The organism is Pedobacter sp. UC225_61 (assembly GCF_044452285.1).
In the GTDB taxonomy this organism is placed as follows: Bacteria; Bacteroidota; Bacteroidia; order Sphingobacteriales; family Sphingobacteriaceae; genus Pedobacter.
The window spans coordinates 1778318-1803998 of record NZ_JBIOAL010000001.1; the positions used below are offsets into that span (position 1 = coordinate 1778318).

Consider the following 25681-nt stretch of genomic DNA (forward strand, 5'->3'; position numbering starts at 1 on the left):
ATTATGAAGATGATAAAAAGTGCTTATTTGTTTTTAGCCTATACCTTACTTTCCTTTTTTTTAGCCTTACCTGCATCAGCACAACAAAAATATGAGCTGAATTCTGGTTGGTTTTGTGCTAATATCAATGAGGTTAAAGTAGGAGGTGCACAATTGTCTAAATCGGATTTTCCAGTAGACCAATGGATGAAAGCTACGGTACCTGGTACAGTATTGACAACTTTATTGGATAATAAAAAAGTTCCAGATCCATTTTATGGAATGAATAATAAACTGATCAAAGATATCTACCATACTGGAAATGACTATTACACCTATTGGTTTGTAAAATCATTTACTCAAGTAGCCAAAGGAGACGAACAGGTTTGGTTACAGTTTAGAGGTGTAAACTATAAAACAGAGATTTTTTTAAACGGTAAAAAGGTAAATGCACAAATACATGAAGGCATGCACTTACGCCAGCAATATAACATTACATCTTTATTGGCAGCCAATGGAAACAACCGTTTAGCGGTATTGGTGTATCCGCCAGATTTTCCTGGAGACCCTAACGGTGGGCAAGGTGGTGATGGAACCATTGCCAAAGGCTTAACTACACAATATACTGCAGGTTGGGATTGGATACAACCCATTAGAGATCGCAATACTGGGATATGGGACAAGGTAACCATAGAAAAAACAAAAGTGGTGAACTTGCAAAATCCTCATATTGTAACCTTAGTTCCTGGTAAACGTTCGGTAGAAGGTCAGCAACAACCCGCAATGATTAAAGCGTCTGCTGAGTTGATAAATACAAGTCCCAAATCAGTTGCTGGTACATTGGTATTGACGATGGCTGGTAAAACAAGTCAGGCCAAGGTTGTGCTACCTGCAAATAAAACTACAGAAGTCCTATTGCCACAACTTTCTTTATCGAATCCAAAATTGTGGTGGCCAAATGGGTATGGTGAACAAAATCTATATCCAGTTAAAATACAGTTTATAATTTCTAATACAGTTTCAGATGAGGAAAATTTAAACATAGGAGTAAGGCAAATCGAAACAACTTTCAATGCCCATACGCAAAGTATGGAAACGACCATTAACGGACAGAAAATCTTTATCAAAGGTGGCAATTGGATTATTTCTGATGCTATATTAAGGTTTTCACCGCAGAGGTACGATGCAGAGATCCGTTTCCATAAAGAAATGAACCTGAACCTGATCAGGATATGGGGCGGGGCTATCACTGAACGACCAGAATTTTACGAAGCTTGCGATAAATACGGCCTATTGGTTTTTCAGGATTTTTGGTTTAGTGGCGATGCTAATGGCAGATGGTATGATCCACTTAAAAAAGAAGATCAATGGTCAAGAAGAAAATATCCAGACAATCATCAATTGGTTTTAACAGCCGCTGCTGATCAAATTAAAATGATTAGAAATCATGCTTCACTGGCTTTTTGGTGTGGAGGAAATGAAATTACACCACCTGATGATATCCTTATTCCACTACGTGATGAAGTTTTGCCAAAATTAGATGGCACTCGCACTTTTATCGACTTTTCTAATAGTGATGCGATGTCTGTAAATACATTTGGCGGTAATGGAGATGGACCATACAATATCCAAAACCCACGAACATTTTGGACAAATAGAACTTTTCCCTTCAATTCTGAAATTGGCTCTGTAGGTACGGGTGATTACGAATCCTTAAAAAGATTTATTCCAGAAGCCAACCTCATTGCACCACAATATCCTAATAAAGTAGATTCAGTTTGGGAATATCATAAATATATTGGCTATGACCAATACATCAAACCTTATGGAGAAGCCAAAAACGTACAAGACTTTGCACAAAAGGCACAATTGGTGAATTACAATCAATATAGAGCTTTAATGGAAGGTTTTTCTGCACACATGTGGGATTGGTACACTGGATCGATTATCTGGAAAACTCAAAACCCTTGGACAGCACTACGAGGTCAGATGTATGATTATTATTTGGATGTAAATGCAGCTTTATATGGATTAAGGTTGGGGAGTGAACCTTTACATATCATGTTAAATCCTGCTGATAGTATGATTACTGTTGTCAATAATCATTTCGTGCCAAAACGTAATTTAATGGTAAAAGCCACGGCCTATGATATGACAGGGAAGGCCTATTTTCTAGATCAGATTTTTTATGAAATCAACCCAGCCACAGTTAAAAAATGTTTTTCTATAAAAAGTGCAATAGAGAAATTGAAGCAAAAAGATGGACTGTTTATCCAGTTGTCTTTGCTAAACGAAAAAGAGCAGGTATTAAGTGAGAACTTTTATTGGCTAGAAGATGAGGATGGCACTTATAAAGGTTTACAAAAAATGAATAAAACTTCAGTTTCAATTCAATCTAAAGTAATAGCCAAGAATAAAGTAGAAGTTAAATTGACCGCTCCTTCCAATCAGCCTGTAGCTTTCTTTACTAGAATAGCATTAATAGATAAACAAACAGGTAAAAGAATATTGCCTGCTTTTTATTCGGATAATTACGTAAGTATTCTACCTGGAACCTCTAAAATGGTTAGTGTAGATTGTAACAATGTTGATTTAAAGGATTGTGCAATAGAAGTTTACGGATGGAATGTTGACAAAATAAATAAGGTCATATTTTAATATAAGTGTGATAAAGATTAGAATATTTGCTACATATTGTTGAAAATCAATGTGTTGTTAAATAATAGAGTGAAGAGATTAACCAAGAAAATCCTTGAGTTTAAATATGAGTTAACAAATAGGACTCATTAATTGATTAAAGTAATGAGAAACCTGTTTAGGTTAATAATTAATACTTTTGATAAGGATACTAGAATAGAATAAAAAATAAACATGAGCAAACCTGTTGTATTAGGGGTAGATATTGGTGGTTCGCACATTACGGCCGCATTAGTAAATTTAGAAAATGGCACCTTAATTAAAGGTTCTATTAAACGTAACGCAGTAGATTCAAAAAAAGATAAAGAAGAAATTCTAAACGATTGGTGCAAAGTAATCAATAAAGCATTTGAAGGATCGGCACCTAACGAGCGACAAATAGGCATTGCTATGCCAGGTCCTTTTGATTACAAAAATGGAATTTCCTTAATTAAAGACCAAGATAAGTTTAAGTCATTATATCTCATAAATATCAAAGAAGAATTGGCCAAGCGTTTACACATTGAGCCATCTAATATCAAATTTATAAATGATGCAGCTGCCTTTATGCAAGGCGAAGTTTTTAACGGAGCTGCTAAAGGGTATACAAATGCACTTGGCTTAACTTTAGGAACAGGATTAGGATCTGCAGTTTCTATAAATGGTGTTGCAAAAGATGCAGCACTATGGGATTCGAAGTTTTTGGGTGGCATAGCAGAAGATTATCTTTCTACCAGATGGTTTGTAAATAAATACTTCAGCTTAACAGGTAAAAAATTGGCCGGTGTTAAAGAATTAGCAGCTATTGCCAATAATGATCCATACGCTAAACAAGTATTTAACGAATTTGGTCGAGCACTTGGACATTTTTTAGCTGATATCATCAAAGAGAAAAATACTGAAGTTGTGGTGCTAGGCGGTAATATTTCGCAAGCCTTTAATTTATTCTCACCTCATTTAATCAGTAATTTAAAAGCATTTCACTTAGATACAGAAATTAAACTGACAGGATTAAATGAACATGCGGCTTTAATTGGAGCTGCCAGCTGTTGGGATTTAGTAGCTAAATAACGATGAATTAAAATCAACCTATCTAAAAATCTAATTATGAAAAGAAGAAGATTTATACAAAATACAGGATTATTAGGTGCAGGTGTACTTGCATCTAAATTCTCCTTTGCCGTTGCTCCCGAAGATTTTCCAGTAGTAAGAGTTGCAGCTTCAAAACGTCATTTTACAAGTGTTGCAGTTGATAAAGCCATTAAAACTTTCCAAGCTAATGTAGCCGATAAAGAATTGGGTTGGTTGTTCGAGAACTGTTTTCCAAATACATTGGATACCACAGTTACCCATACTATTAAAAATGGTAGGCCAGATACGTATGTAATTACTGGGGATATTGATGCCATGTGGATGCGAGATAGTTCAGCGCAAGTATGGCCATACCTGCAATTTGTGAATGAAGAACAAAAAATAAAAGATCTTATTGCAGGTGTAATAAATCGCCAAACGCAATACATTTTAAAAGATCCGTACGCTAATGCTTTTTACAATGACGAAAATAAAGTAGGCGAATGGAAAAGCGATAAGACTGCCATGAAACCTGGTATTCATGAACGCAAATGGGAAATTGACTCACTATGTTATCCCATTCGTTTAGCTTATAATTATTGGAAAAAAACGGGTGATAAAGCTCCTTTTGATGCAGACTGGAAAAAAGCAATAGAAACCACGTTAAAGACGTTTATCGAACAGCAACGTAAAGAAAACAAAGGACCATATCGCTTTCAACGTGAAAGTTTATACCCAACCGACACGCTTTCTATGAGTGGCTATGGATTTCCTGTAAAACCAGTGGGTTTAATCTGCTCTTCTTTCCGCCCAAGTGACGATGCAACCGTTTATCCATTTTTAATTCCATCTAACTTTTTTGCGGTAAGTAGTTTAAAACATGCTGCAGAAATGGTTACTGCATTACACAACGATAAAGTTTTGGCAGATAAATTATCAGCTTTAGCAAATGAAGTTGATGCAGCGCTAAAGAAATATGCAGTTAAAGATCATCCCGAGTTCGGTAAAATGTTCGCCTTTGAAGTTGATGGTTTTGGAAGTGCATATTTAATGGACGATAGCAATGTACCAAGTTTATTATCTATGCCATATTTGGGTGCTATAAACGTGGAGGATCCAATTTATAAAAACACTAGAAAATTCATTTTATCTAGCAATAACCCTTACTTTTTTAAAGGTACAGCTGCGGAAGGCGTTGGTGGACCGCATATTGGTCCGGATATGATTTGGCCAATGGCGATAACCATGCGAGGCTTAACTTCTGTTAACGACGCTGAAATTAAAAATTGTATCGCCATGCTGAAACGTACACATGCAGGTAAAGGGTTTATGCATGAAAGTTTCCATAAAGATGATCCTAAGAACTTTACACGCAGTTGGTTTGCTTGGGCAAATACACTTTTCGGTGAGTTTTTATGGAAAGTATACAATGAAAAACCTCATTTATTGAAATAGAAAACCAAAAATACTAAGTCCTATACATAATGAACAAATTCTTTTCGCTAATTGTACTTGTTTGTACCATTAGTTTGGCAAAAGCTCAACAAACCGAAACATTTAAAGAAAAAGGCTACACCCTAATCTTTAAAAACAATTATGCAAATTTTGATCCTGCATTAAAAAAGCGAATGGTAGAAACTTTCTTCGAAGTTTATCCAGAACTCGCTAAAGATTTCAATACTAAAACCGATAAAGAAGTGGTGTTTTATATAGATACTGCTTATAAAGATGTTGCCGCAACTGGCGGAGGTAGAATTGTATACAATCCAGAGTGGTTTGTGAAACATCCAGGTGATATTGATGTAGTTACGCATGAAGTAATGCATATTGTGCAAAATTATGGCGATAATGATGGTCCGGGTTGGTTAACCGAAGGAATTGCAGATTACGTTCGTTTTAAATATGGTGTAGATAATCCAGGTGCAAAGTGGACATTAACACCTTTTAAGCCAGAACATAGTTATAAAAATGCATATAGAATTACTGCCAGATTTTTAAATTGGTTAGAGCTAAATGGAAATAAAGGAATTGTACTGAAACTTGATTCCGCAATGCGAAACAATACCTATAAAGATACGCTGTGGAAAGAGCTAACAGGGAAGACTATAGATGAACTTTGGGCAGCTTATGCGGCAAATCCAGGTGCGTAACTCATTAACGTTTAGCAATACTACAATTAACCATACAATTGAACCCTCCATCTTTAGATAGAAGATAACGATGAAAAAACTATTAACTACTGCCTTAATTTTTACCGCTTTAGGTTTATCTGCACAAACCGTTAGCAAAATAACAGATCCTGTAGAATGGATAAACCCTTTAATGGGAACACAATCTAAACCAGATCTTTCAAATGGTAACACCTATCCTGCTATTGCTGTGCCTTGGGGAATGAATTTTTGGACACCACAAACTGGTAAAATGGGCAATGGCTGGGCATATCAATACGACCAAGATAAAATTCGTGGATTTAAACAAACCCATCAACCATCTCCTTGGATGAACGATTATGGTCAGTTTGCACTAATGCCAGTTACTGGAAATTTAAAATTTACAGAAGACGATAGAGCAAGTTGGTTTACACATAAGGCAGAAATTGCAAAGCCTTATTATTACAGCGTTTATTTGGCCGATGCGAATGTAACCACAGAAATTACACCAACAGAAAGAGCAGCACAGTTCCGTTTTACGTTTCCTAAAACAGACAGCGCTTTTGTTGTAGTAGATGCGTTGAATAAAGGTTCTTATATTAAAATCATCCCACAAGAGCGAAAAATTATTGGTTATACCACTAAATATGCTCGTGGTCCATTGCCAAGTAACTTTAAAAATTACTTCGTTATTTATTTTGATAAAGCATTTACGATTGCCAAAACGTGGTCGGGTAATAAATTAAATAATGAAGATTTAGAATTACAAAGCGATCATACGGGTGCAGTAATTGGTTTTAAAACGGCCAAAGGCGAAAAGGTAAATGCAAGAGTTGCTTCATCTTTTATCAGTTTTGAACAAGCAGAAATTAGTTTAAAAAGAGAATTGGCTAACGATAGTTTCGATATAACAAAAGCAAAAGCAAAGGCAATTTGGAATAAAACCTTAAGCCGAATTTCTGTAGAAGGTGGAACGGTTGATCAAACTCGTACTTTTTATTCGTCATTTTATAGAACACTGTTCTTCCCTAATAAATTATATGAAATTGATGCGAACAACAAAATTGTACACTGGAGTCCGTATAATGGAAAAACACTACCAGGTTATATGTTTGCTGGAACAGGATTTTGGGATACGTTTAGGGCATTATATCCATTCTTAAACTTAGTTTATCCTGCTATCAATAAAGAAATGCAGCAAGGATTAATAAACGATTACAAAGAGGGTGGGTGGTTGCCAGAATGGAGCAGTCCAGGTTATGCTAACATTATGATTGGTAATAACTCTGCTTCTGTAGTAGCAGATGCCTACATTAAAGGCATGCGTGGTTATGATATTCAAACCTTATGGGAAGCGCTAAAACATGGCGCTAATAATGAAGGACCAATGGAAGCAGTTGGTCGTTCGGGTGTTAAATATTACAACGAATTAGGTTATGTACCTTTTGATGTTAAAGTAGATGAAAATGCTGCAAAAACATTAGAATATGCATACGATGATTTTGCCATTTATCAATTAGGTAAAGCATTGGGTAAACCAGCGAGTGAAATAGACATTTACGCAAAACGAAGCATGAATTATAAGAACTTATTTGATCCAGCTTCTGGTTTAATGCGTGGTAAAAATGCTGATGGAACCTTCCAATCGCCATTTAGCCCGTTTAAATGGGGTGGAGCATTTACCGAAGGAAATAGCTGGCATTATACCTGGTCGGTTTTCCAAGATGTGGCAGGTTTAGCAAAGCTGATGGGTGGAAATTCAAAGTTTGTAGAAAAGCTTGATTCTGTTTTCTCTATGCCCCCAGTATTTGACGAAAGTGCTTACGGTGGTGTAATTCATGAAATTCGCGAAATGCAAATTGCGAATATGGGTCAATATGCGCATGGGAACCAACCGATACAACACATGATTTATTTGTACAACTATGGTGGTGCACCTTGGAAAGCTCAATATTGGGTTCGTGAAGCCATGAATAGATTATATAAAGCTACACCAGATGGGTATTGTGGTGATGAAGATAACGGGCAAACTTCTGCTTGGTATGTGTTCTCGGCAATGGGATTTTACCCTGTTACACCTGCAGTAGATCAATATGTTATTGGTGCGCCGTTGTTTAAAAAAGTAACGTTAACCTTAGAAAATGGTAAAAAGGTAATCATCAATGCCCCAGCAAATAGCGATGGCAATAGATATATCCAAACATTAAAAGTAAATGGCGCTAATTACAATCAAAATTGGTTAAGCCATTCAGCTTTGCAAAAAGGAGCAGTATTAGATTTTGGTATGTCAGCAACACCAAATAAAACAAGAGGAACGAGTGAAAGTGCTTTCCCATACTCGTTTTCTACCGCAAAGAAATAGCATAGAAAGAATTTTTAGCCACAGATTAGCAGATTTTGGATGTTTAATCCTATCTTATGTTAATCTGCTAATCTGCGGCTAAGATTTTAAACGTATTATCATCCTGAGCTTTTCGAAGGATCTTTGCAACTGATGCATAAAGAATTTCTGCTAATCTGTGACTAAATAACTAATCTATGAACTAATTAAGTTCGTTTTTAGTGCAAATTCATACAAAGCCACAGTAGAATCTGACAACTCTAATTTGCGCATGATATTTTTTCGATGCGTGTGTACGGTAAATTCTGAAAGGTATAATCGCTCTGCAATATCTTTTGTGCGAAGATTTTGACAAACCAAGCGAATAATTTCTACTTCTCTTTTGGTTAGTTTATATTTCTTTAAAAAATCATCAAAATAAGAAAACTGAGTATCTGGAGTTTCTTTTTCATCAAAACTTGGAAAAACCTCTTTTCCATCCAATACTTTTAACATAATATCAGCTAAGTTTTGCAGGTCATCAGATTTTACCATATAAGCACTTGCGCCTCTATGTTTGCAATCTTTTACCAATTCAAATGAGTGGTAATTGGTAAGGACGATGATTTTAGCTTTATTTTTTTTGTCTTTTAATTCAGTTAAAGCTTTAAGTCCATCAAGGCCAGGCATATTTAAATCTAACAGAATTAGATCAGCATTGGCTAACAAAGAAGAATTTAAAAGTTCTACCCCATTATTTACCATAGCAATAATTTCAAATCGCTCATCGCTGCTCAAATGAGCCTTTATTCCCTGTAAAACTACAGGGTGGTCATCTGCTAATATCAATTGGATTCTCATAAGTTTACAGCTTTTGGTATAGGTAATTCAATTAACGCAAAGGTGCCTGCATTTGGCTCTCCTTTTATTTCTAATTTTCCTGATAAATAAGCAATATTAGTTTGTAATAACTTCATTCCAACACCATTTGCATCCGTATTTTCAGTCGTAATTCCCTTTCCATTATCTTCAATGTAAATCGTTATTGCATGGTCTAGCTCAATGAGCTGCACAAATAAATGAGTGGCTTGCGCATGTTTAATGGCATTGTTTAAGATCTCTTGAATAATACGATAAGCGCTGAGTGTAAAGTTTTGCGGCCAGTGTTTGGTATCGTCTAATCCTTCAATCACATGTTCTACACTTAAACTATTAGCTGCTTTAATGTTGGCAAGGAGGTCTAAAATGGCTGCTTTAAACCCATACTTTTCGAGCGCAATTGGCATTAGCGCATGACTAATATTTCGCACAGTTTCAGAAATATCATCCATCAAGGTTTTAGTAATTGTGAGTTTATGTTCAGCCTCACTCCCAGCTACAAATACATGATCTTGCAACGTATTAATGTTCAGTTTTGCAATAGACAACATGGCGCCAACCTCATCATGTAATCGACCTGCAATTCTTTTCTTTTCTTCTTCTTGCGCATCAGTAAGCGTATTCATGATATCAATTCGATGCTGTTTTTTTAAATCGCTTACTGCTGCATTATGCAAAAGGATAGCTTGCTTTTTACGCTGAGATAAGATATAAGCAATGCCGCCAAACAATAAAACAGCAATGGTAGCACCGATGATAATTAATAAATTCCGCTGTTTTTGTTCTTTAAGCTCAAGTTCTTGTACTTGTTTTTGTTTTTTAGTCAGCTCTAATTCTTTCTCTTTTTCATTTACTTTGTACTTGGTTTCGAGTTCATTTGTAATTTTAGATAAACTCATGTGATACAACGTATCTTTCAACTGCATTTCTTGCTCCAAGTTTTTAATCAATGTGTCTTGACCAAGGCTAGCATATTGAGCGAAATTTTTAAAAGCATTTGCATAAATAAACCGTGTAGCAGGCGGCATGGAATATTTTTTTATCAACCCCTCTGCTTTTTTAAAGTAGAACGATGCAGAATCGCTTTTCCCTTCTCGAGCATATAAACTAGCAAGCCCTGTCAAAATCTCAACATCCATATTCGGATTAGCTTGTTTATCCATTTTTAGGTTAAAAGCTTTGAAGTAATTTGCTTTAGCCAATTTGTGGTTTTCTTTAGCATCAAAATACCGACTTTCTGCCAGCTGGTATTGTTTACGAGAGTGTAAACTATTTTGATCCATACCAAACTTTTTATGGTCGGCATAATAACTATCGAAATTGCTGTAATTCTTTAATAAGAACGATAGGTTAATCATTTTATTAATGCTATTTCCTTTTTGTTGAGTAGTAGCATTGGGTAAATTAAATGTTTTTTCCGCATAGATAAATGCATTCTTGTAATCGCCATTTTTCTCATAGTTTCTTGATAAAATCTCAAAAAACAAAGCGGTACGGTCAGTCATTGCGTTATCTAAATCTGGAATGAGATCTTTTAGAATAGTAAAAGCTTCATCATCTTTGTGCATATTTAAAAGCACATTCGCATAGGAAAAACGGGTGTCTTTTAAGAGCGCTGGATTATTGCTTTCTTTCGCCAATTTTAAAACGATTTCGTAATTAGATTTTACCTTTTCGTTATTTCCTGCTTTTAAATCTAAATTAATTCTGTTTCTTAAATTGAGTACTCGAGGAATAATAAATTGAGGTTTATCTTTTGTAAAGGCCTCCAATTTATCATTGTATACAATTGATTTTTCATTATCACCAATACGCGTATACACTCGTGTTAAATCGGATAATACATTTACCACAGCCCGTTCGGGTAATTGCCCTAAAAAAGCTTCGGCTTGCTTAATGTACTTTATTGCATTTTCTTGATTGCCTAAACCTAACTCTGCAAGTGCTGTAACAGAAAGTAAACTAACGGTAAGCTCATCTCGCTTTGCTTCTTGTGTATAACGTAGTGATTCTTCTAGTAAATTTTTTAAATCATCAGAGTAAATCATTTTGGGATTTCTGCAGTAACGAACCAACTGATTTACTTTGTCAATTGATGCTGGCATCAACTTTATCTCTGAAATATCTTTTAATGGGGGAGGGCTACCAGGGGTTTGTGCAGACAAAATGGTGCTCATGAGAATGAACATCAACAAAATTGAGAATTTGAGAAGTCGTGAATTTTGAGTGCATAATTTAACACCTAAAATAGTAATAAATAACAAAAATGATACATGTTGAAACAAGAATAAAAATAATTCATGTACATAGTTCTAAATCCTGAGATTTCAGTAAATAAATTTGCGAGCACTAAACTTTTAATTACTTTTGCCATCCACACTGTGGGATTAGCTCTCCCGATACCTATCGGGATGGCTAGGTAAACATAAGGGGGATTAGCTCATTTGGCTAGAGCGCTTCGCTGGCAGTGAAGAGGTGATCGGTTCGAATCCGATATTCTCCACCAATACACCTAACGTATCTGATAATCAACGTTTTAGTAAGTTATCAGATACTTACTCAGCCAAAAGTCAGCCACAATTCTTATCTTTGGATTACATGGCAACTCCAGAAATACCTTATACCATTCCCAAACTGGTCAAGGGAAAACGGGTCACAACCGTTCCAAAGGGCAGCACATGGGCAAAGGAAGAGGCCAAGCAGAACTGGTATGTGGAATTCTTTTTCCATAATGCCCAAACAGATAAAATGGAAAGGTTCAGGCCTACCAAAAATCTAAATAGGCTCAAGGACCCAAAGGAGAAACTTAGACAGTTCACCCGATTATGCGAAGCTTATAAAATTGCCTTGGAAGGCGGATGGAGCCCAATCGATGAAAAAGCGAACGATAGATTAAAAAGGAAGGTATCATCACTAACCCTTGAAGCTGCCAAAGGCCTTTTTGAAGAATACCACATCGCTAAGGGCACGAGAAAGAAATCCCGCCAATCCTACCTTTCCAAAATCAATCAGTTCATTGTCTACTACGGCCAGGATAGGAAAGTGAGTGAAATCTCCGATTATGAAATTACGGAGTTTCTAAACTATATGGAAAAGAAATTCCAGTGGACCGGTGTCACATATAACAGTTCCAGGATTATTCTCAATAATTATTTCAGATACCTGAAGGTCAATAAATATATCACTGAAAATCCAGTAACTGATATTGAGACAAGGACAAAAATAGCGACAGAATCCCATCAGATATTTTCCGACAAAGACTTCAAGGTCATCATGAAGTGGCTAAATGAAACTGATAAATATTGTCTATTCTTCGTGAAGATGATCTATTACACCTGTATCAGACCAAAGGAACTCCGCTATCTTCAGCTAAAACATATTAACCTTGAGCATGGCGTCATAACTGTCCCAGCAACTATTGCAAAAAACAAAAAGTCTTTGCCAATTAGCATTGATGCAAGCCTTCGCAAGGAGTTAAAGGAGCTCAAACTTGCCCTGTATCCAGACAGCAGCTATCTGTTGGGATCAACCCGAACCATTATAGGTGATAAAAGGATTGGTGAGAATACGCCATACAATAGGTTCCAGAAGTGCCTGAAAGCTTTAAAGCTGGATAAGAAAAATTACACGCTATATTCCTTCAAGCATTTTTCTAACGTGAAAAAATTCAAGGCGGGATGGACATTAGCAGAAATCTGTTCTGCAAACAGGCACGGAAGCCTGGTAGAAACGGAAACCTATTTGAAGGATCTTTTAAAATTTGTCAAAAATGAAAAGACGATCCCGAAGATATAGGCCAAATCTATTTTTTTCGCTTTCTTGGAATGCCTAACAATATTTCTGCAAGAAATTTTTCAGTTAGGTTTTTTTCTTTCTCAAGGGCATCTTTTGGAAAGTGAAGTGAATGGATCTCGTTGATTTTTTTGCTGATGTATTCCACTCGGTTAAATCCTTCGTCCAGGCGATCCAATTTTTGCGAGAGGGTCGAGACAACTTCTATCAGGCATACAATAGTTTGCTCTAAGCTTTCCTTTTCCCCATGAATAGCCCTGTACGCTCCATCGGACGGCTCTGCTTGGTAAGCATCAGGTAACTGGTCATGGCTTTGGGGTTTCATATAATCCTGTATTTAACAAAGATTGAAATTGGAGACTTATGAATAGGTACATGACCTGGGTTATAACCCTAAATAAAAATCACAGGCCCTTTGCATTGTATTAGAACAGGAAATCCTATAGAGAAGGAATTTTTGAGTGCTATTCCAGACTTTCTTGAGCTATAGGTATGCGTGAAGTTAACAACCGCGTAGAAAGCTTTGCCTCAGTTTTAGGGGTTATAACTTGGGTTATATGCCATAATGGTAATTTTTACTTCCAAATTTTGCTGACATAATTATTGTAGTTATGACAACATTAGATATCAATATCAAAGTGGGATTGAAACTTGACAAATCCAGAAGCGAATTAATGAACCTTTCAGGCACCAAGGTCAAGGACAGCTACCAGAATTTTACAACAGCCCATAGAATTCAAGCTGATAGAATATCAGCCTAGTTACCATTTACAAAAAGCAAGCAGCATCAAGATTAATTAAATAACAAAGGACGTAATCCGGCAAACGCACGTTTGCAGCAAGATGTACAAATGCATGCGCATTTGAAATCTTGCCGTCCTTACAGCCGGGGAATTACTCGGAACTCGTAATTCTAAAAGTATCAGTTATGGCAAAGAAAAGGCTCCATGAGGAATACCTCTTAAAGCACAACCTGATCATCAGGGTGAATGAAAGTACCTACCAGAAACTGGGCAAACTGCTCAGCGAAAGCGAGTGCCAAACCCTTGCCGATGTGGCAAGAAAAATACTAGCGAACCAAAAGATCAACTGCGTCTACAAGGATGCCAGCATGGATGAACCTATGGAACAACTGGCTTTGATAAGAAAAGAGCTAAAGGCGATGGGGGTAAACATCAACCAGCAGACCAGGTACTTCAACGCCTGTAAAACTGACTCTGAAAAACGCTTCCACGCCGAGCGGACAATCAACCAACTCGAAAAGCTCGAGCCATTGGCTAATAAGCTATTTACTCTCATCTCAAAGCTTGCAGAAAAATGGTTGCAAAAATAGCGTTCGGAAAAAGCATCCGGGGGATATTGACCTACAATGAAAACAAGGTCAGCCAGGGACAGGCCAGCCTGATCCTGGCCAGCGGCTTTGCCGCTGACATCAACCGTCTCAGCCTCTATCAAAAAATCAACCGGTTTACCAAACTCACCAGCCTGAACACCAGGGCCAAGACCAATGCGATGCACATCAGCCTAAATTTCGATCCATCGGACAAACTTGACCAGCATAGATTACAGCAGATCGCCCAAAGCTATATGGAGCAGATCGGCTTTTCAGAGCAGCCCTATATCGTCTACCAGCATACCGATGCAGCGCATCCGCATATCCATATCGCAACGACCATCATCAAAAAGGACAGCAAGAGAAAATACACCCAATATTTTGGCAGGGACGTTTCTGAGCCCGCAAGGAAAAACATTGAAAAGCAGTACGCGCTGGTAAAGGCAGAAGGCAGGAAGCAGGACCAGAGCTGGGGCATAACTCCAGCGGTATATGGAAGCAAACCGACCAAGCAGGCGATTAATTCTGTTTTAAAAGCAGTGGTTGATAACTATAGCTTCACTTCCCTTGCAGAGTTCAATGCGATACTTGGACAGTTCAACATCAGAGCGGATCGTGGAGGAGAGGATACCAAGATGTTCCAGAAAAACGGATTACAATATTGTCTACTTGATGAAAACAAGGAACCGATTGGTGTACCGATCAAGGCGAGCAGTTTTTATAGCCAGCCAACACTGGCAAATCTTGAAAAAAAATTTCTAAAGGGAATAGAGGAAAGAAAGCCTTTAAAGGAAAACCTGAAAGATAGGATCGACCAGCAGCTTTCCAAATATAACTCCATTACAAGGGCAACTTTCCAAAGGGAAGTGGCAAGGGCGCAGGTCGCGGTGGTATTCAGGCAGAACCAGACCGGGTTCATTTACGGGGTAACCTATATCGACCATAAGCAGAAAACGGTATTCAATGGCAGCGACCTTGGAAACGATTATAAGGCTAAGGCGATCACTGCCAGGTTCAGCCACGAGGATGAAATCAAGACATATATCAAGCGGACAAAAGATCAGCCTGCGCAAGAGAAAAAGGAAATCAAAAAATCTAAAGAACAAAGACCCAAGCTATGAATACAGGTGAAGATATACAGGGACTGCGTAAAATCATGGATTTTACCAGGCTGATCAGTTTATTTATGCTCTCCATCCATTTTTACCTTTGCTGTTACCAGGCCTTTGCCGCCTGGAACTTTACCGCAGGGATTACCGACCGGATCATAGAAAATATTTCCCGTACAGGACTATTTACTGGGTTATGGCGGGCAAAGCTGGCAAGTTTGCTGATGCTTGTGGTTTCGCTAATCGGGGTAAAAGGTAAAAAGGAAGAGAAGATCGAGGTAAGGAGCATTGTAGCCTACCTGCTCACGGGAATGCTGCTCTATTTCATAGCCGCTTTGGTGTTTTACCTTAATGCCGGTTCACAGTTGATTGCCATTTGTTATATCGGTCTGACCTCTGTCGGTTATCTGCTTATTCTGACGGGGGGAGGTCAATTGAGCAGGCTGATCAGGGATAAGCTAAACAAGGATATCTTCAATGAGGAGAACGAGACATTTCCCCAGGAAGAGCGGCTGCTGGAAAATGAATATTCGATTAACTTGCCAGCGAAGTACAGGCTTCGAAAACAGGTTAGGGAAAGTTTCATCAATGTCATCAATCCCTTTCGCGGGCTCTTGATCGCGGGGACCCCGGGCGCTGGGAAGTCCTATTTTGTGATCCGGCACATCATCAACCAGCACATCAAAAAAGGCTTTTCGATGTTTTTGTATGATTTTAAGTTCGACGATTTGAGCAGGCTGGCCTATAACAAACTGTTGAAATATGCAAAGAATTATGCGATTAGTCCCAAGTTCTATGTGATCAATTTTGATGAACTGGACCGGAGCCACCGCTGTAATCCCCTGCACCCGGAGGCGATGGAAGATATCACTGATGCGACCGAGGCCTCGCGTACGATCATGATGGGACTGAACCGTGACTGGATCAAAAAGCAGGGGGACTTCTTTGTGGAATCCCCGATCAATTTCCTGACCGCCTGCATCTGGTATCTGAGAAGATATGAGAATGGCAGGTACTGCACGCTTCCCCACGTGATCGAGCTGATGCAATCGGATTATGAGCCTTTGTTTGCGGTACTGGAAACCCAGGAAGAGATCAAGGTTTTGATGAACCCATTTATCTCTGCCTACAGGCAGGAAGCGATGGCGCAGCTGGAGGGGCAGATCGCCTCGGCGAAGATTGGTTTGGCGAGGCTTGCCTCGCCCCAGCTGTATTATGTGCTGAGCGGTAATGATTTTACCTTGGATGTGAACAATCCCAACGAGCCCAAGATCATTTGCGTTGGGAACAATCCGCAGAAGCTGCAGGTATATGGTGCTGTGCTTTCGCTTTATATTTCCACGATGATCAAACTGGTGAACAGGAAGGGGCAGCTCAAGAGCAGCCTTGTCTTTGATGAGTTTCCCACGATCTATTTCAATAACATGGATAGCTTGATTGCTACGGCCAGGAGCAACAAGGTGTCTACTGCTTTGGCTGTTCAGGATTTCAGCCAGCTGAAAAAGGATTATGGGGCGGAGCAGGCGGAGGTGATTACTGGCATTGTGGGTAACGTAATTTCTGGACAGGTAACCGGTTCCACGGCAAAGACCTTGTCGGAGAATTTTGGCAAGATTTCCCAGCAGAAGGATTCTATGAGCATCAATTCCTCGGATACCTCTATTACCAAGGCTACCCAGCTAGATTATGCCATTCCTGCCAGTAAGATCGCAACGCTTTCCTCTGGGGAATTCGTTGGTGTGGTTGCCGATAATCCCGAGCAGAAAATTAAGTTAAAGATGTTCCAATGCGAGATACAGAATGACCACAAGGCAATTGCCACGGAGGAAAAAGCTTATAGGGATATCCCGATTGTCAGAAATGTAAGTTCGGAGGATGTGGAAGAAAATTATAAGCGGATCAAGCAAGAGGTTTATGATTTGCTAAAGGCGGAGTGCGCTAAATTAGGATTGGATTCAAACAAGGATGCCTCAAATGCAAAGGCTAAGAAAGATGATGGGAAAGGCGAGCAGATGGCGATTTCTTTTTAGAAACTTATTTCGACTTTTCCTTTTGGACATTGATCTTAGCTACAATCCTGTTTTCTGTTTCCTGCTGGATAACGTTGATGATTAAGTTCGGTTCAACATTTAAAATATACGCTAGCTTCAAAATTTCCGCAACTGTAAACTTTTCGGGGCTTGCCAATTTTACAGCATACCTCTCACCATTGATACCAAGTGATTTCACGATTTTAGTGGGATAAAGCTCTGCGATATCATACATCCTTTTCACTTTGCCAGTTTCAAAGAGTGTACCTATAAAAGAAAGATTTTTATCGGGATCACCATTACGATGCTTCCAAGTTGCCATAAGATATATTTATGGTTAAATGTCGTTAAATGCATATGGTTAATATTTAATAAATAACCTTAGGTAATTGATAAATTACTAATCGTATTGTTTTTTAATTTCTTTTTTATATTTTTGCTTCTGATGTAAATAAGTTCCTTTTATAAGGAGCAAATAGAATCGCTCGTACGAAAACCGCTAATTTGACCACGAGACGATGAGTGTAATGCCCTATCCTAAGAAATTTGATATCTTCGGGATCTTAATTCCTATGGGAAGGGCTTCACTTTAGTCTCTTGTGGTCAGTCAAGCCCTTGGGCTTGAAGGTTCTTAGCGGTACCTCGTGCAGAAGCTGTGGAGTTCCTTCCCGTTGGAACCATGGGCGCTCTCCCTGGCTAGATTAATACTTGATACAGGGATTATGTTTTCTTAGCCAAATAATGTTCATAATTTTTACATTTATTTTGGGATGCGAATCTTGGCTGGAAACGTAATCTGCGTTTTTCACCATTTGGTGAAATAAAAAAATTAAATTTCGCTAATTCACCACTTGGTATAATATTTATACTTTTAGTCAAAATTCTGCGTAATTTTAAGGTGGTGAATTAAATGAAGGCGAACTTGCTCGGAGGGCATAACCGATGCTTAGTTCACACCGTATAGGTAGATAATAGAGAAAATGGCAGGGTATTTTAGTTTTACTGACTCGCAGCTTACAGCGCTCCTTTTACAGGGGGATGAGCGTGCGTATGCCGAAATCTTTGAACGTTATAACAAACTGCTCATCAAGCATGCATACCATTTGTTGCAGTCGGGCGAGGAAGCTGGAGACTTGGTGCAGGATGTGTTTTTGGCGCTTTGGCAGAAACATAGGGAACTGGTTATTACTTCTTCCATTTCATCGTATTTATATCGCGCTGTTCGCAATCGGGTTTTTGACCTGCTTTCCCATCAGAAGGTGGTTTCGCGTTATACCGAGGCGATCGGAAGATTTATGGAAGAGGGCAATAGTATCTCTGATGCAAACCTGAGGGAGAAGGAATTAGCGGAAATTATCGAAAGGGAAATAGCGGCTCTTCCCAAAAAAATGCGTGAGGTTTTCCTGTTGAGCCGAAGAGAGGAACTCAGTTATAAAGAAATCGGTGAAAAGCTGAACATTTCTGACCAGACTGCAAAACTGCAGGTTCATAACGCTATTAAGATCCTAAAAGTTAAAATTAATTCACATCTTCATATGCTTTGGATGCTCTAGTCCCCCTTTTAAAACTATTTTAATTTTTTTTCAAATAAATCTATAACGTTTAGATAGTCATGCCGTCTTGTCTATGTGAAGGGATAAAAAACCTTCGGTTTGCATATGACGCAAGAACAATTATCCGAGTTACTCGAGAAATATAAACAGGGCAAGTTGACTCCAGAGCAGGTCGCTCTTTTGGAAACATGGTATGTCCAGGAATCTGCTACCGAAAAGCCCAAACTGACTGAAAAGGAGGTCGAGGTGATCTCTGAACGCGTTCGTTTGGGTTTACCCATAACCGTCGGCAAGCCTAGGCGCCTGCGAATGTGGCCATATATATCAGCTGCGGCATCTATCGCGGTGATTGTAGTTGGTGCTTATTTTTATCAGCAAAGCAATAAGGAAGTTTCCAATCCCAATGTGGTTGCAGTTGATGTTGCTCCAGGCATCCAGACCGCAACTCTAACGCTAGCTAATGGCAGTAAGATCAGGTTGGCTAATGCGGCCAACGGTGAGCTTGCTAAAGAAGCCGGGGTGTCGATCATCAAAACAGCCAACGGGCAGTTGATCTATGAGATCAAGAATTCTTCAAACCAAACAAACAAAATAAATACGCTATCTACTGCAAATGGGGAAACCTATCGAGTGCGTTTGCCTGACGGAACGGCGGCGTGGTTGAATGCCGCCTCTTCCATTTCCTATCCTGCTAGTTTTGCTTCGCTGAAAACAAGGAACGTGACTACGACCGGCGAGGTCTATTTTGAAGTGGCAAAAGATAGACAGCATCCTTTTATCGTTGAGAGTAAAGGGCAAACGGTAGAGGTCTTGGGAACGCACTTCAATGTCAATAGCTATGCGGAAGAGGGTGCAATCAAGACAACTTTATTGGAAGGTAGCGTAAGGCTTAAGGGAGACAAAGGACAAGTTGGAATGCTTAAACCAGGAGAGCAGGCAACGCTGGCAAGTGATGGTCAGCTTAAGGTGGCAGAGGGAGATGTACAACTGGCAGTAGCATGGAAGAACAACAAGTTTATGTTTGAAAGCCAGCAGATCACGGACATCATGCGGATGATTGAGCGGTGGTATGATGTGAAGGTGGTCTATGAGGGAGCTGTTCCGGACGATCGTTTTAGCGGTAAGGTTTCAAGGTACAGCAATGTATCTCAAGTGTTGAGACTTCTTGAACAATCGGGAGGGGTACATTTCCGGATTGCTGATAGAGGAGTAGAGAAAGTTATCTACGTGACTAAGTAAGAAGAAATAAATATAAATCAAACAAAAGTTAAACCATCTAAAATTCTCTGTATGAAAAAATCTTTACGATCCTAAAGCTTCGGCTTCAAAGTTTGTTCGCTGGTGGCGAGGAGACTTTAAATAACCAACCAGATCCCCGAGGAGGGACCCGATTGGTTGTTTGTACACTTATTCAATGTTAAACCGCAGCTGCCTATGATTTCGAAGGCAAGGGCCGCTGCAAGAACCAAACTAAACAAATGTATAAAAATACTAGGAAACTGGGTATGCCAGAAAGGCTATACCATAAAATTTTGCTGATTATGCGACTAACCACCGTGATATTGATAGCATCCCTTATGCATGTCAGCGCTGCTGGCCTTGCGCAGAAGATCAATCTTTCCAAATCTAATGCATCTTTAAGGACAATCATCAGAGAGCTCAGCGAGCAATCGGGATATGATTTTGTCTATAATGATAAAATGCTGAGTGCTGCTAAACCTATTTCAATCAATGTGAAGAATGTTGAGTTTGAGGAGGTGTTGAAGGAAATTTTTGCGAAGCAGGAACTGACTTACTCTCTTGATAGCAAAACAGTAATTCTTAAAGAAAAAGAGAAGCCAATACCAAACTTGATAGCAACCGGTTTGACTGGCTTCAATAAAAGGGATTCATTGTTGTTCATTGGAAAGGTCCTGAACGAAAAAGGATTGCCCTTGCCTGGAGCGACAATATTCCTTAAGGGTGGGACAAAAGGATCGATCTCGAGGGAAGATGGGTATTTTGAACGATATGGGACTGCGAAAGGCACCCTTGTGATAAGGTATATCGGCTACCTTAATAAAGAGATCAGTCTAGGGGGAGTTGACCCTAAGGAGCTTTTGATTATTAAGATGACTCCCGGACTGGAACAGCTGGGCGAAGTGAACATTGTAAGCACCGGTTACCAGACTATACCAAAGGAACGTTCAACGGGCTCTTTTGAGGTGGTAACCAAGGAGATGTTGCAACACAGCACAAGTCCTGACCTGATCAAAAGATTGGAGGGGATTACGAACAGCTTGGATTTTAGAAATCCACTCCAGCCTACAAATTCTGCGGCTCTTGATCGCCCTTCTCCTTTTCAGAGCCTGACCATCAGAGGAAAAAATACATTGGAAGCGGCAAACAATAACCTCGTGGCTACTGGTCAGGTATTGGTCGTGATCGATGGAATTGCCAGCCCATATGGCATTGATAAGATCAATCCGGATGATGTAGATGATATTACCATATTAAAGGACGCAGCTGCATCATCGATCTGGGGATCCAGGGCCGCTAATGGTGTTATCGTTGTAAGGACAAAGAAAGGGGCTTACAATAAGCCACTGAATATTTCCTATAACAGCAATGTAAGCATCACTGAGAAATTTGATCTGTTCTATAAAAACAAAATGAGCATTTCAGATTTTATTGATGCGCAAATTTTACAGTTCAATACGGCGGGAACCAACCTTCCCGCACCAGCCTTGACCCAGGGAAGAGCGGCAGTATCTCCTGTGGCGGAAATACTTGATCAACAGAAAAAAGGACAAATAACCGCGGACCAGGCTAAATCTCAACTGGATGCGTTGCGCAATAATGATGTTAGGTACGATTACGAAGATTACTTGCTGCGCCCCGCTGTTACCCAAAGCTATTCATTGGGCTTAACAGGAGGGTCTCAAATAGTGAACTATCGTTTATCCGGCGCCTATAATACATCACAGAACAATACGGTCAATTCTGGTTCCGACCGTATTGCTTTGAATTATAATACTTCCATAAGGATACTGAAAAATCTGGAAGCCAGTGCTGGCCTGAGTTATTATTTGCAACGGACGAACGATCAATCTCAAAAAAACAGGATTTCTGGCGGTCCAGGATCTGGTATTTATCCGTATACCAGATTGGCCGATGATGATGGAAATCCATTGGTGATTCCCTTTGGTTACCGTCCAGGATTTATCAACCTGATCTCCTCGACCTACGGGGATAAGATCTTAAATATGCGGTATAAGCCTCTCGAGGACATGAATGAAGGATATAGCAAGACTAGATCTCAGGCTGTGAATTTGGATCTGATGCTAAACTATAAAATTAACAACGTGTTTGCTGCCAAGGTTCAATATAATTATACCAATGGTAATGATGAAGTGAACAATTTATATGGTCAGAACTCCTTCTATATGCGGGATTTGATAAACCAGTTTACAACTCCTGGGAGCTTTGTAAGGAACATTCCCTTAGGTGGAATTTACCTGCCAATAGTGAAAAAATCCGAAAACCAAACATTGCGCGGACTGTTAACGGTCAATAAGACCTGGGATGAAAAACACGAGTTGAATGCAGTTGCGGGAATGGATGTTTCACAAAACTATTACATCAGTAGAAGCGATCAATATTTTGGATATGATGAAAGAACGCTGATGACCAATAACAAAGTGAATCTGGTCGCAACAAATATACCTAAGCTATGGGGAGCAGCTCCTTTCTTTTTTACAAGTGATCGAATACCCGTTTATCTTGCTGGTGGAATATCGGATTTCCGTGTAAGGACTTATAGTTTGCTTTCTAACGCCGCTTATACCTACGATAAACGATATACACTTTCTGGAAGTATACGTAAGGATGTTTCCAGTGAATTTGGTTCAGGAACAAATAAAGGGGGAACGCCCTATTACCACATTGGTTCGGCCTGGAATATTGCAAACGAAACATTCTACAAATTTTCATGGTTGCCGAGGTTGCAACTGCGCGCCACATTCGGTTATAATGGGAACGTGAATGCAAGAGTGAGCGCATTACCCACCATAAACGCTTCTACGAGTACAAACTCAAATAACGGTCTTTTCTATGCTGACATCAACGAAGCTTTGGGGCTTACCAATGCCAAACTCCGACCAGAGAAATCGAGGACTTGGAATTTCGGCTTGGATTTCGGGCTCAGAAATAATAGGTTATCTGGAAGTATCGAATTTTATGATTCGAAGACGACAGATATGTTGACAAATGCGCCCGTAGATCCGACAACAGGATTCGATGCTCCAGTATACAACACAGCCAACATTCGCCGCTGGGGTACTGAGCTGGCATTGAATTCTAAAAACCTACAACTGGGATCATTTAGCTGGACCAGTAATTTTTTGCTGGCTTACAATAGGGTCCGGATCACTAAACTTTATACGGGGAGTTCAAATACGGTGGGATCTCTTGTTAGTCTGAACAGTTTTGCCGAAGGACAGGATTTGTCAAGGCTCTTTGCTTATAGGTGGGCAGGCCTTGATCCCGCAACTGGCGATCCAAGAGGTTTCCTTGATGGAAATCCAGTTGCGATCTCAGGTACGACTTAGGGAAGCGCAAATCTTATAGCAATTAACTCTTCTCTAGGATCTAATGCTCGGTATTTTGGATCATCTGTCCCGGTTTATTTTGGCTCTTTCAGGAATACATTTAGCATTGGCAGGCTTTCGGTTACAGCAAATCTACTTTACAAACTGGGTTATTACTTTAGACGACCATTTTCTGACGTTGTAAGTTATTTTGATCTGTTCAACAACACCTTACAAGGTAGTGAGTATAACCTGCGCTGGCAAAAAAGTGGTGATGAAGTGCGCACAAATGTTCCCTCAGTATTTTATACCACAAGTAATTCAGACCGTGACCAATTCTATGCCAATTCTGAAATCAACGTTTTGAAGGCTGATCATATCCGTTTGCAGGAGGTGAATGTGTCTTATGGGTTTAATACGAAGAAGTGGTTTATTAAAAATCCTAGGATCTATGCGAATGTGTCCAACTTGGGCGTCATCTGGCGTGCAAACAAGCTGGGTCTTGATCCGGATATCAACGATTATCCGAACCCAAGGACCTATTCGTTTGGACTAAGTGCTAACTTTTAAACAAAAATCATGAAACTTAAAGATAATATTTTCAATTGCAGGACACCCAAATCAACTTACTGGGGACTCATCCTGCTACTTGTGCTGGCCACCTCTTCCTGCGAGAAGTTCGTTGACATCAAAAAGAACAGTCGACAGGCTATTATTGAAACGGCAGCAGACTGCCAGTTGTTGCTCGATAATTATTCCTACATGAATATGAACTACCCGAGCGACGGGGAAACGTCTGCCGATGACTATTTTCTGTACAATGCAGGATATGTTTCTGGCTCATTGACACAGGCCGAAAAGGACTTTCATATCTGGGCTTCTTCGGCCATCCGCCCCGGCGCTGCTCAATGGCAGCCATCATATAAGACAGTGTTTTCCGCAAATTTGGTTCTGGAAACCTTGGCAAAGATCAAACTGGGAACTACAGATCAGGTGACGTTGAATACCTTACGGGGATCGGCGTTGTTCTACCGCGCATTTGCGTTCTGGCAAATTGCACAATTGTATGCAAAGCCATACATAGCATCTACGGCAAGCCAGGATCTTGGTATCCCCATTCGCCTTAGTTCTGATATCAACGACGAATCGGAGCGCGGAACAGTGGCCCAGACCTATGCACGCATTACCCAGGATCTACAGGAGGCAATTACATTGTTGCCAAATACTTCCTCTGTGGCGTCGCGCCCTAATAAGGTGGCAGCATACGCCATGCTTGCCCGGACCTATCTATCGATGGAAGATTATCCGAATGCCTTGATCAATGCTAATGCAGCTTTACAGATTAACAATCAGCTGATCGATTTTAATACACTGGATAAGAACGCCGAAACCCCATTCAGTCCACGCTATAATAAGGAGGTGATTTTTCAGGCAGTGATGGCTGCTTCGACTACGCCATCAACGAATATTTTAAACCCAGCCAATGATTTTACCGGTGCGAAGATCAATCAGGCACTTGTGGATTCTTATACTGCCAATGACCTAAGAAAAAAAATCTTCCTAAAACCCAATACGACCGACGTACAGATTCCAAACCAGGCTCCAGCTACGGGAACGACGAATGTAAACGTACCTGACGGCACCTACCGATTTACTGGTAATTATGAACCAGCGGCGAGCGCGTTGCTTTTCGTCGGACTGGCGGTCGATGAGCTGTATCTGATCCGTGCAGAATGTTATGCAAGGGTTAATAACATTGCTGGTGCAATAACCGACCTGAATACCCTGCTCAGAACAAGGTGGATGACGGGTACCTACGTGGATATGATCGCTTCAAGTGCGGATGACGCTCTGGTTAAGGTTCTTACAGAACGTAGAAAGGAATTGCTGATGCGCAACTTGAGGTGGAGTGACCTGAGGAGATTGAACAAGGACCCGAAATTCCAGGTGACCTTGACTAGGCAGATAAAGGAATATGCACCGGTGATCACTGGCTACTATTCCGGTAATCCATCAACTTATACCGTTACTAATGGATATACGGTTAAAGCAAGTTATACATTGCCTCCAAATGACCTAAGGTATACGTTATTGATACCTCAGCAGGTGATCAACAATAGTTCTGTTCCGCAGAACCCTCGTTAATAGGTCATCTGTTACACATGTGTTAAACAAGCGGTTGGCATTGGCCAGCCGCTTTCTGCAATTCTTAAATTTTTTC

General features: G+C 39.7%; 17 protein-coding genes and 1 tRNA gene. 14 read left to right on the forward strand and 4 right to left on the reverse strand.

The genetic code is table 11. The features are described 5' to 3' along the window. Window positions 1–3 precede the first annotated feature (3 nt). The 5 genes from ACHMWN_RS08410 (at window position 4) to ACHMWN_RS08430 (ending at window position 8238) form a co-directional block, all read left to right on the forward strand. On the forward strand, window positions 4–2637 hold the full coding sequence (locus ACHMWN_RS08410; protein ID WP_397299622.1) for a glycosyl hydrolase 2 galactose-binding domain-containing protein: 2634 nt from the start codon (window positions 4–6) through the stop codon (window positions 2635–2637). A 213-nt stretch (window positions 2638–2850) separates the two neighbouring features. Beyond that, complete coding sequence (locus ACHMWN_RS08415; protein WP_397299625.1) at window positions 2851–3726, forward strand: ROK family protein; 876 nt, start codon at window positions 2851–2853, stop codon at window positions 3724–3726. Window positions 3727–3762: 36 nt separating this feature from the next. Further along, entirely contained in the window at window positions 3763–5181 is a 1419-nt protein-coding gene (locus ACHMWN_RS08420; protein WP_397299627.1) for a glycoside hydrolase family 125 protein, read from the forward strand. 29 nt (window positions 5182–5210) lie between these two features. Continuing rightward, a complete protein-coding gene (locus tag ACHMWN_RS08425) occupies window positions 5211–5876 on the forward strand; it encodes a basic secretory protein-like protein (protein ID WP_397299630.1) in 666 nt (221 codons plus the stop codon). Window positions 5877–5946: 70 nt separating this feature from the next. Then, window positions 5947–8238: a GH92 family glycosyl hydrolase gene (locus ACHMWN_RS08430; protein ID WP_397299633.1), complete on the forward strand. Its 2292-nt coding sequence runs from the start codon at window positions 5947–5949 to the stop codon at window positions 8236–8238. 174 nt (window positions 8239–8412) lie between these two features. Here ACHMWN_RS08430 and ACHMWN_RS08435 read toward each other — a convergent pair whose 3' ends face one another. Then, window positions 8413–9057: a response regulator gene (locus ACHMWN_RS08435; protein WP_397299635.1), complete on the reverse strand. Its 645-nt coding sequence runs from the start codon at window positions 9055–9057 to the stop codon at window positions 8413–8415. After that, window positions 9054–11252 (reverse strand): sensor histidine kinase, encoded by a 2199-nt coding sequence (locus ACHMWN_RS08440; protein ID WP_397299638.1) that lies wholly within the window; start codon window positions 11250–11252, stop codon window positions 9054–9056. Before ACHMWN_RS08440 ends, ACHMWN_RS08435 begins: the two co-directional genes overlap by 4 nt. A 252-nt stretch (window positions 11253–11504) precedes the next feature. On the opposite strand from ACHMWN_RS08440, the gene ACHMWN_RS08445 reads away from it, so the two are divergent. Beyond that, a tRNA-Ala gene (locus tag ACHMWN_RS08445) sits at window positions 11505–11581 on the forward strand. Between the two features lie 92 nt (window positions 11582–11673). After that, complete coding sequence (locus ACHMWN_RS08450; RefSeq protein WP_397299641.1) at window positions 11674–12870, forward strand: tyrosine-type recombinase/integrase; 1197 nt, start codon at window positions 11674–11676, stop codon at window positions 12868–12870. A gap of 7 nt (window positions 12871–12877) precedes the next feature. On the opposite strand, the gene ACHMWN_RS08455 is transcribed toward ACHMWN_RS08450, so the two are convergent. Beyond that, the gene (locus ACHMWN_RS08455; protein WP_397299644.1) at window positions 12878–13192 is read right to left on the reverse strand and encodes a hypothetical protein; all 315 of its coding nucleotides are present in this window, start codon (window positions 13190–13192) and stop codon (window positions 12878–12880) included. A gap of 603 nt (window positions 13193–13795) precedes the next feature. Between ACHMWN_RS08455 and ACHMWN_RS08460 the strand changes: the two genes are divergently transcribed. Genes ACHMWN_RS08460 through mobC form a run of 3 tightly spaced genes read left to right on the forward strand, consistent with a single transcriptional unit; the run spans window position 13796 to window position 17339 of the window. Beyond that, window positions 13796–14200: a mobilization protein gene (locus ACHMWN_RS08460; RefSeq protein WP_397299647.1), complete on the forward strand. Its 405-nt coding sequence runs from the start codon at window positions 13796–13798 to the stop codon at window positions 14198–14200. Then, window positions 14185–15321: a relaxase/mobilization nuclease domain-containing protein gene (locus tag ACHMWN_RS08465; protein WP_397299650.1), complete on the forward strand. Its 1137-nt coding sequence runs from the start codon at window positions 14185–14187 to the stop codon at window positions 15319–15321. Before ACHMWN_RS08460 ends, ACHMWN_RS08465 begins: the two co-directional genes overlap by 16 nt. Beyond that, window positions 15318–17339: a conjugal transfer protein MobC gene (gene mobC / locus ACHMWN_RS08470; RefSeq protein ID WP_397299653.1), complete on the forward strand. Its 2022-nt coding sequence runs from the start codon at window positions 15318–15320 to the stop codon at window positions 17337–17339. Before ACHMWN_RS08465 ends, mobC begins: the two co-directional genes overlap by 4 nt. Before the next feature lie 4 nt (window positions 17340–17343). Here mobC and ACHMWN_RS08475 read toward each other — a convergent pair whose 3' ends face one another. Beyond that, the gene (locus ACHMWN_RS08475) at window positions 17344–17661 is read right to left on the reverse strand and encodes a hypothetical protein (protein WP_397299655.1); all 318 of its coding nucleotides are present in this window, start codon (window positions 17659–17661) and stop codon (window positions 17344–17346) included. A gap of 658 nt (window positions 17662–18319) precedes the next feature. Here ACHMWN_RS08475 and ACHMWN_RS08480 point away from each other — a divergent pair. The 4 genes from ACHMWN_RS08480 to ACHMWN_RS08495 all read left to right on the forward strand — a co-directional run bounded on the left by ACHMWN_RS08480 (window position 18320) and on the right by ACHMWN_RS08495 (window position 25605). Continuing rightward, the gene (locus ACHMWN_RS08480; protein ID WP_397299658.1) at window positions 18320–18892 is read left to right on the forward strand and encodes an RNA polymerase sigma factor; all 573 of its coding nucleotides are present in this window, start codon (window positions 18320–18322) and stop codon (window positions 18890–18892) included. A gap of 105 nt (window positions 18893–18997) precedes the next feature. Then, window positions 18998–20131, forward strand: coding sequence for a FecR family protein (locus ACHMWN_RS08485; protein WP_397299661.1), 1134 nt, complete (start codon window positions 18998–19000; stop codon window positions 20129–20131). 239 nt (window positions 20132–20370) lie between these two features. Then, window positions 20371–23481, forward strand: coding sequence for a SusC/RagA family TonB-linked outer membrane protein (locus ACHMWN_RS08490; protein WP_397299664.1), 3111 nt, complete (start codon window positions 20371–20373; stop codon window positions 23479–23481). A 558-nt stretch (window positions 23482–24039) separates the two neighbouring features. Next, complete coding sequence (locus tag ACHMWN_RS08495; RefSeq protein WP_397299666.1) at window positions 24040–25605, forward strand: RagB/SusD family nutrient uptake outer membrane protein; 1566 nt, start codon at window positions 24040–24042, stop codon at window positions 25603–25605. Window positions 25606–25681 lie beyond the last annotated feature (76 nt).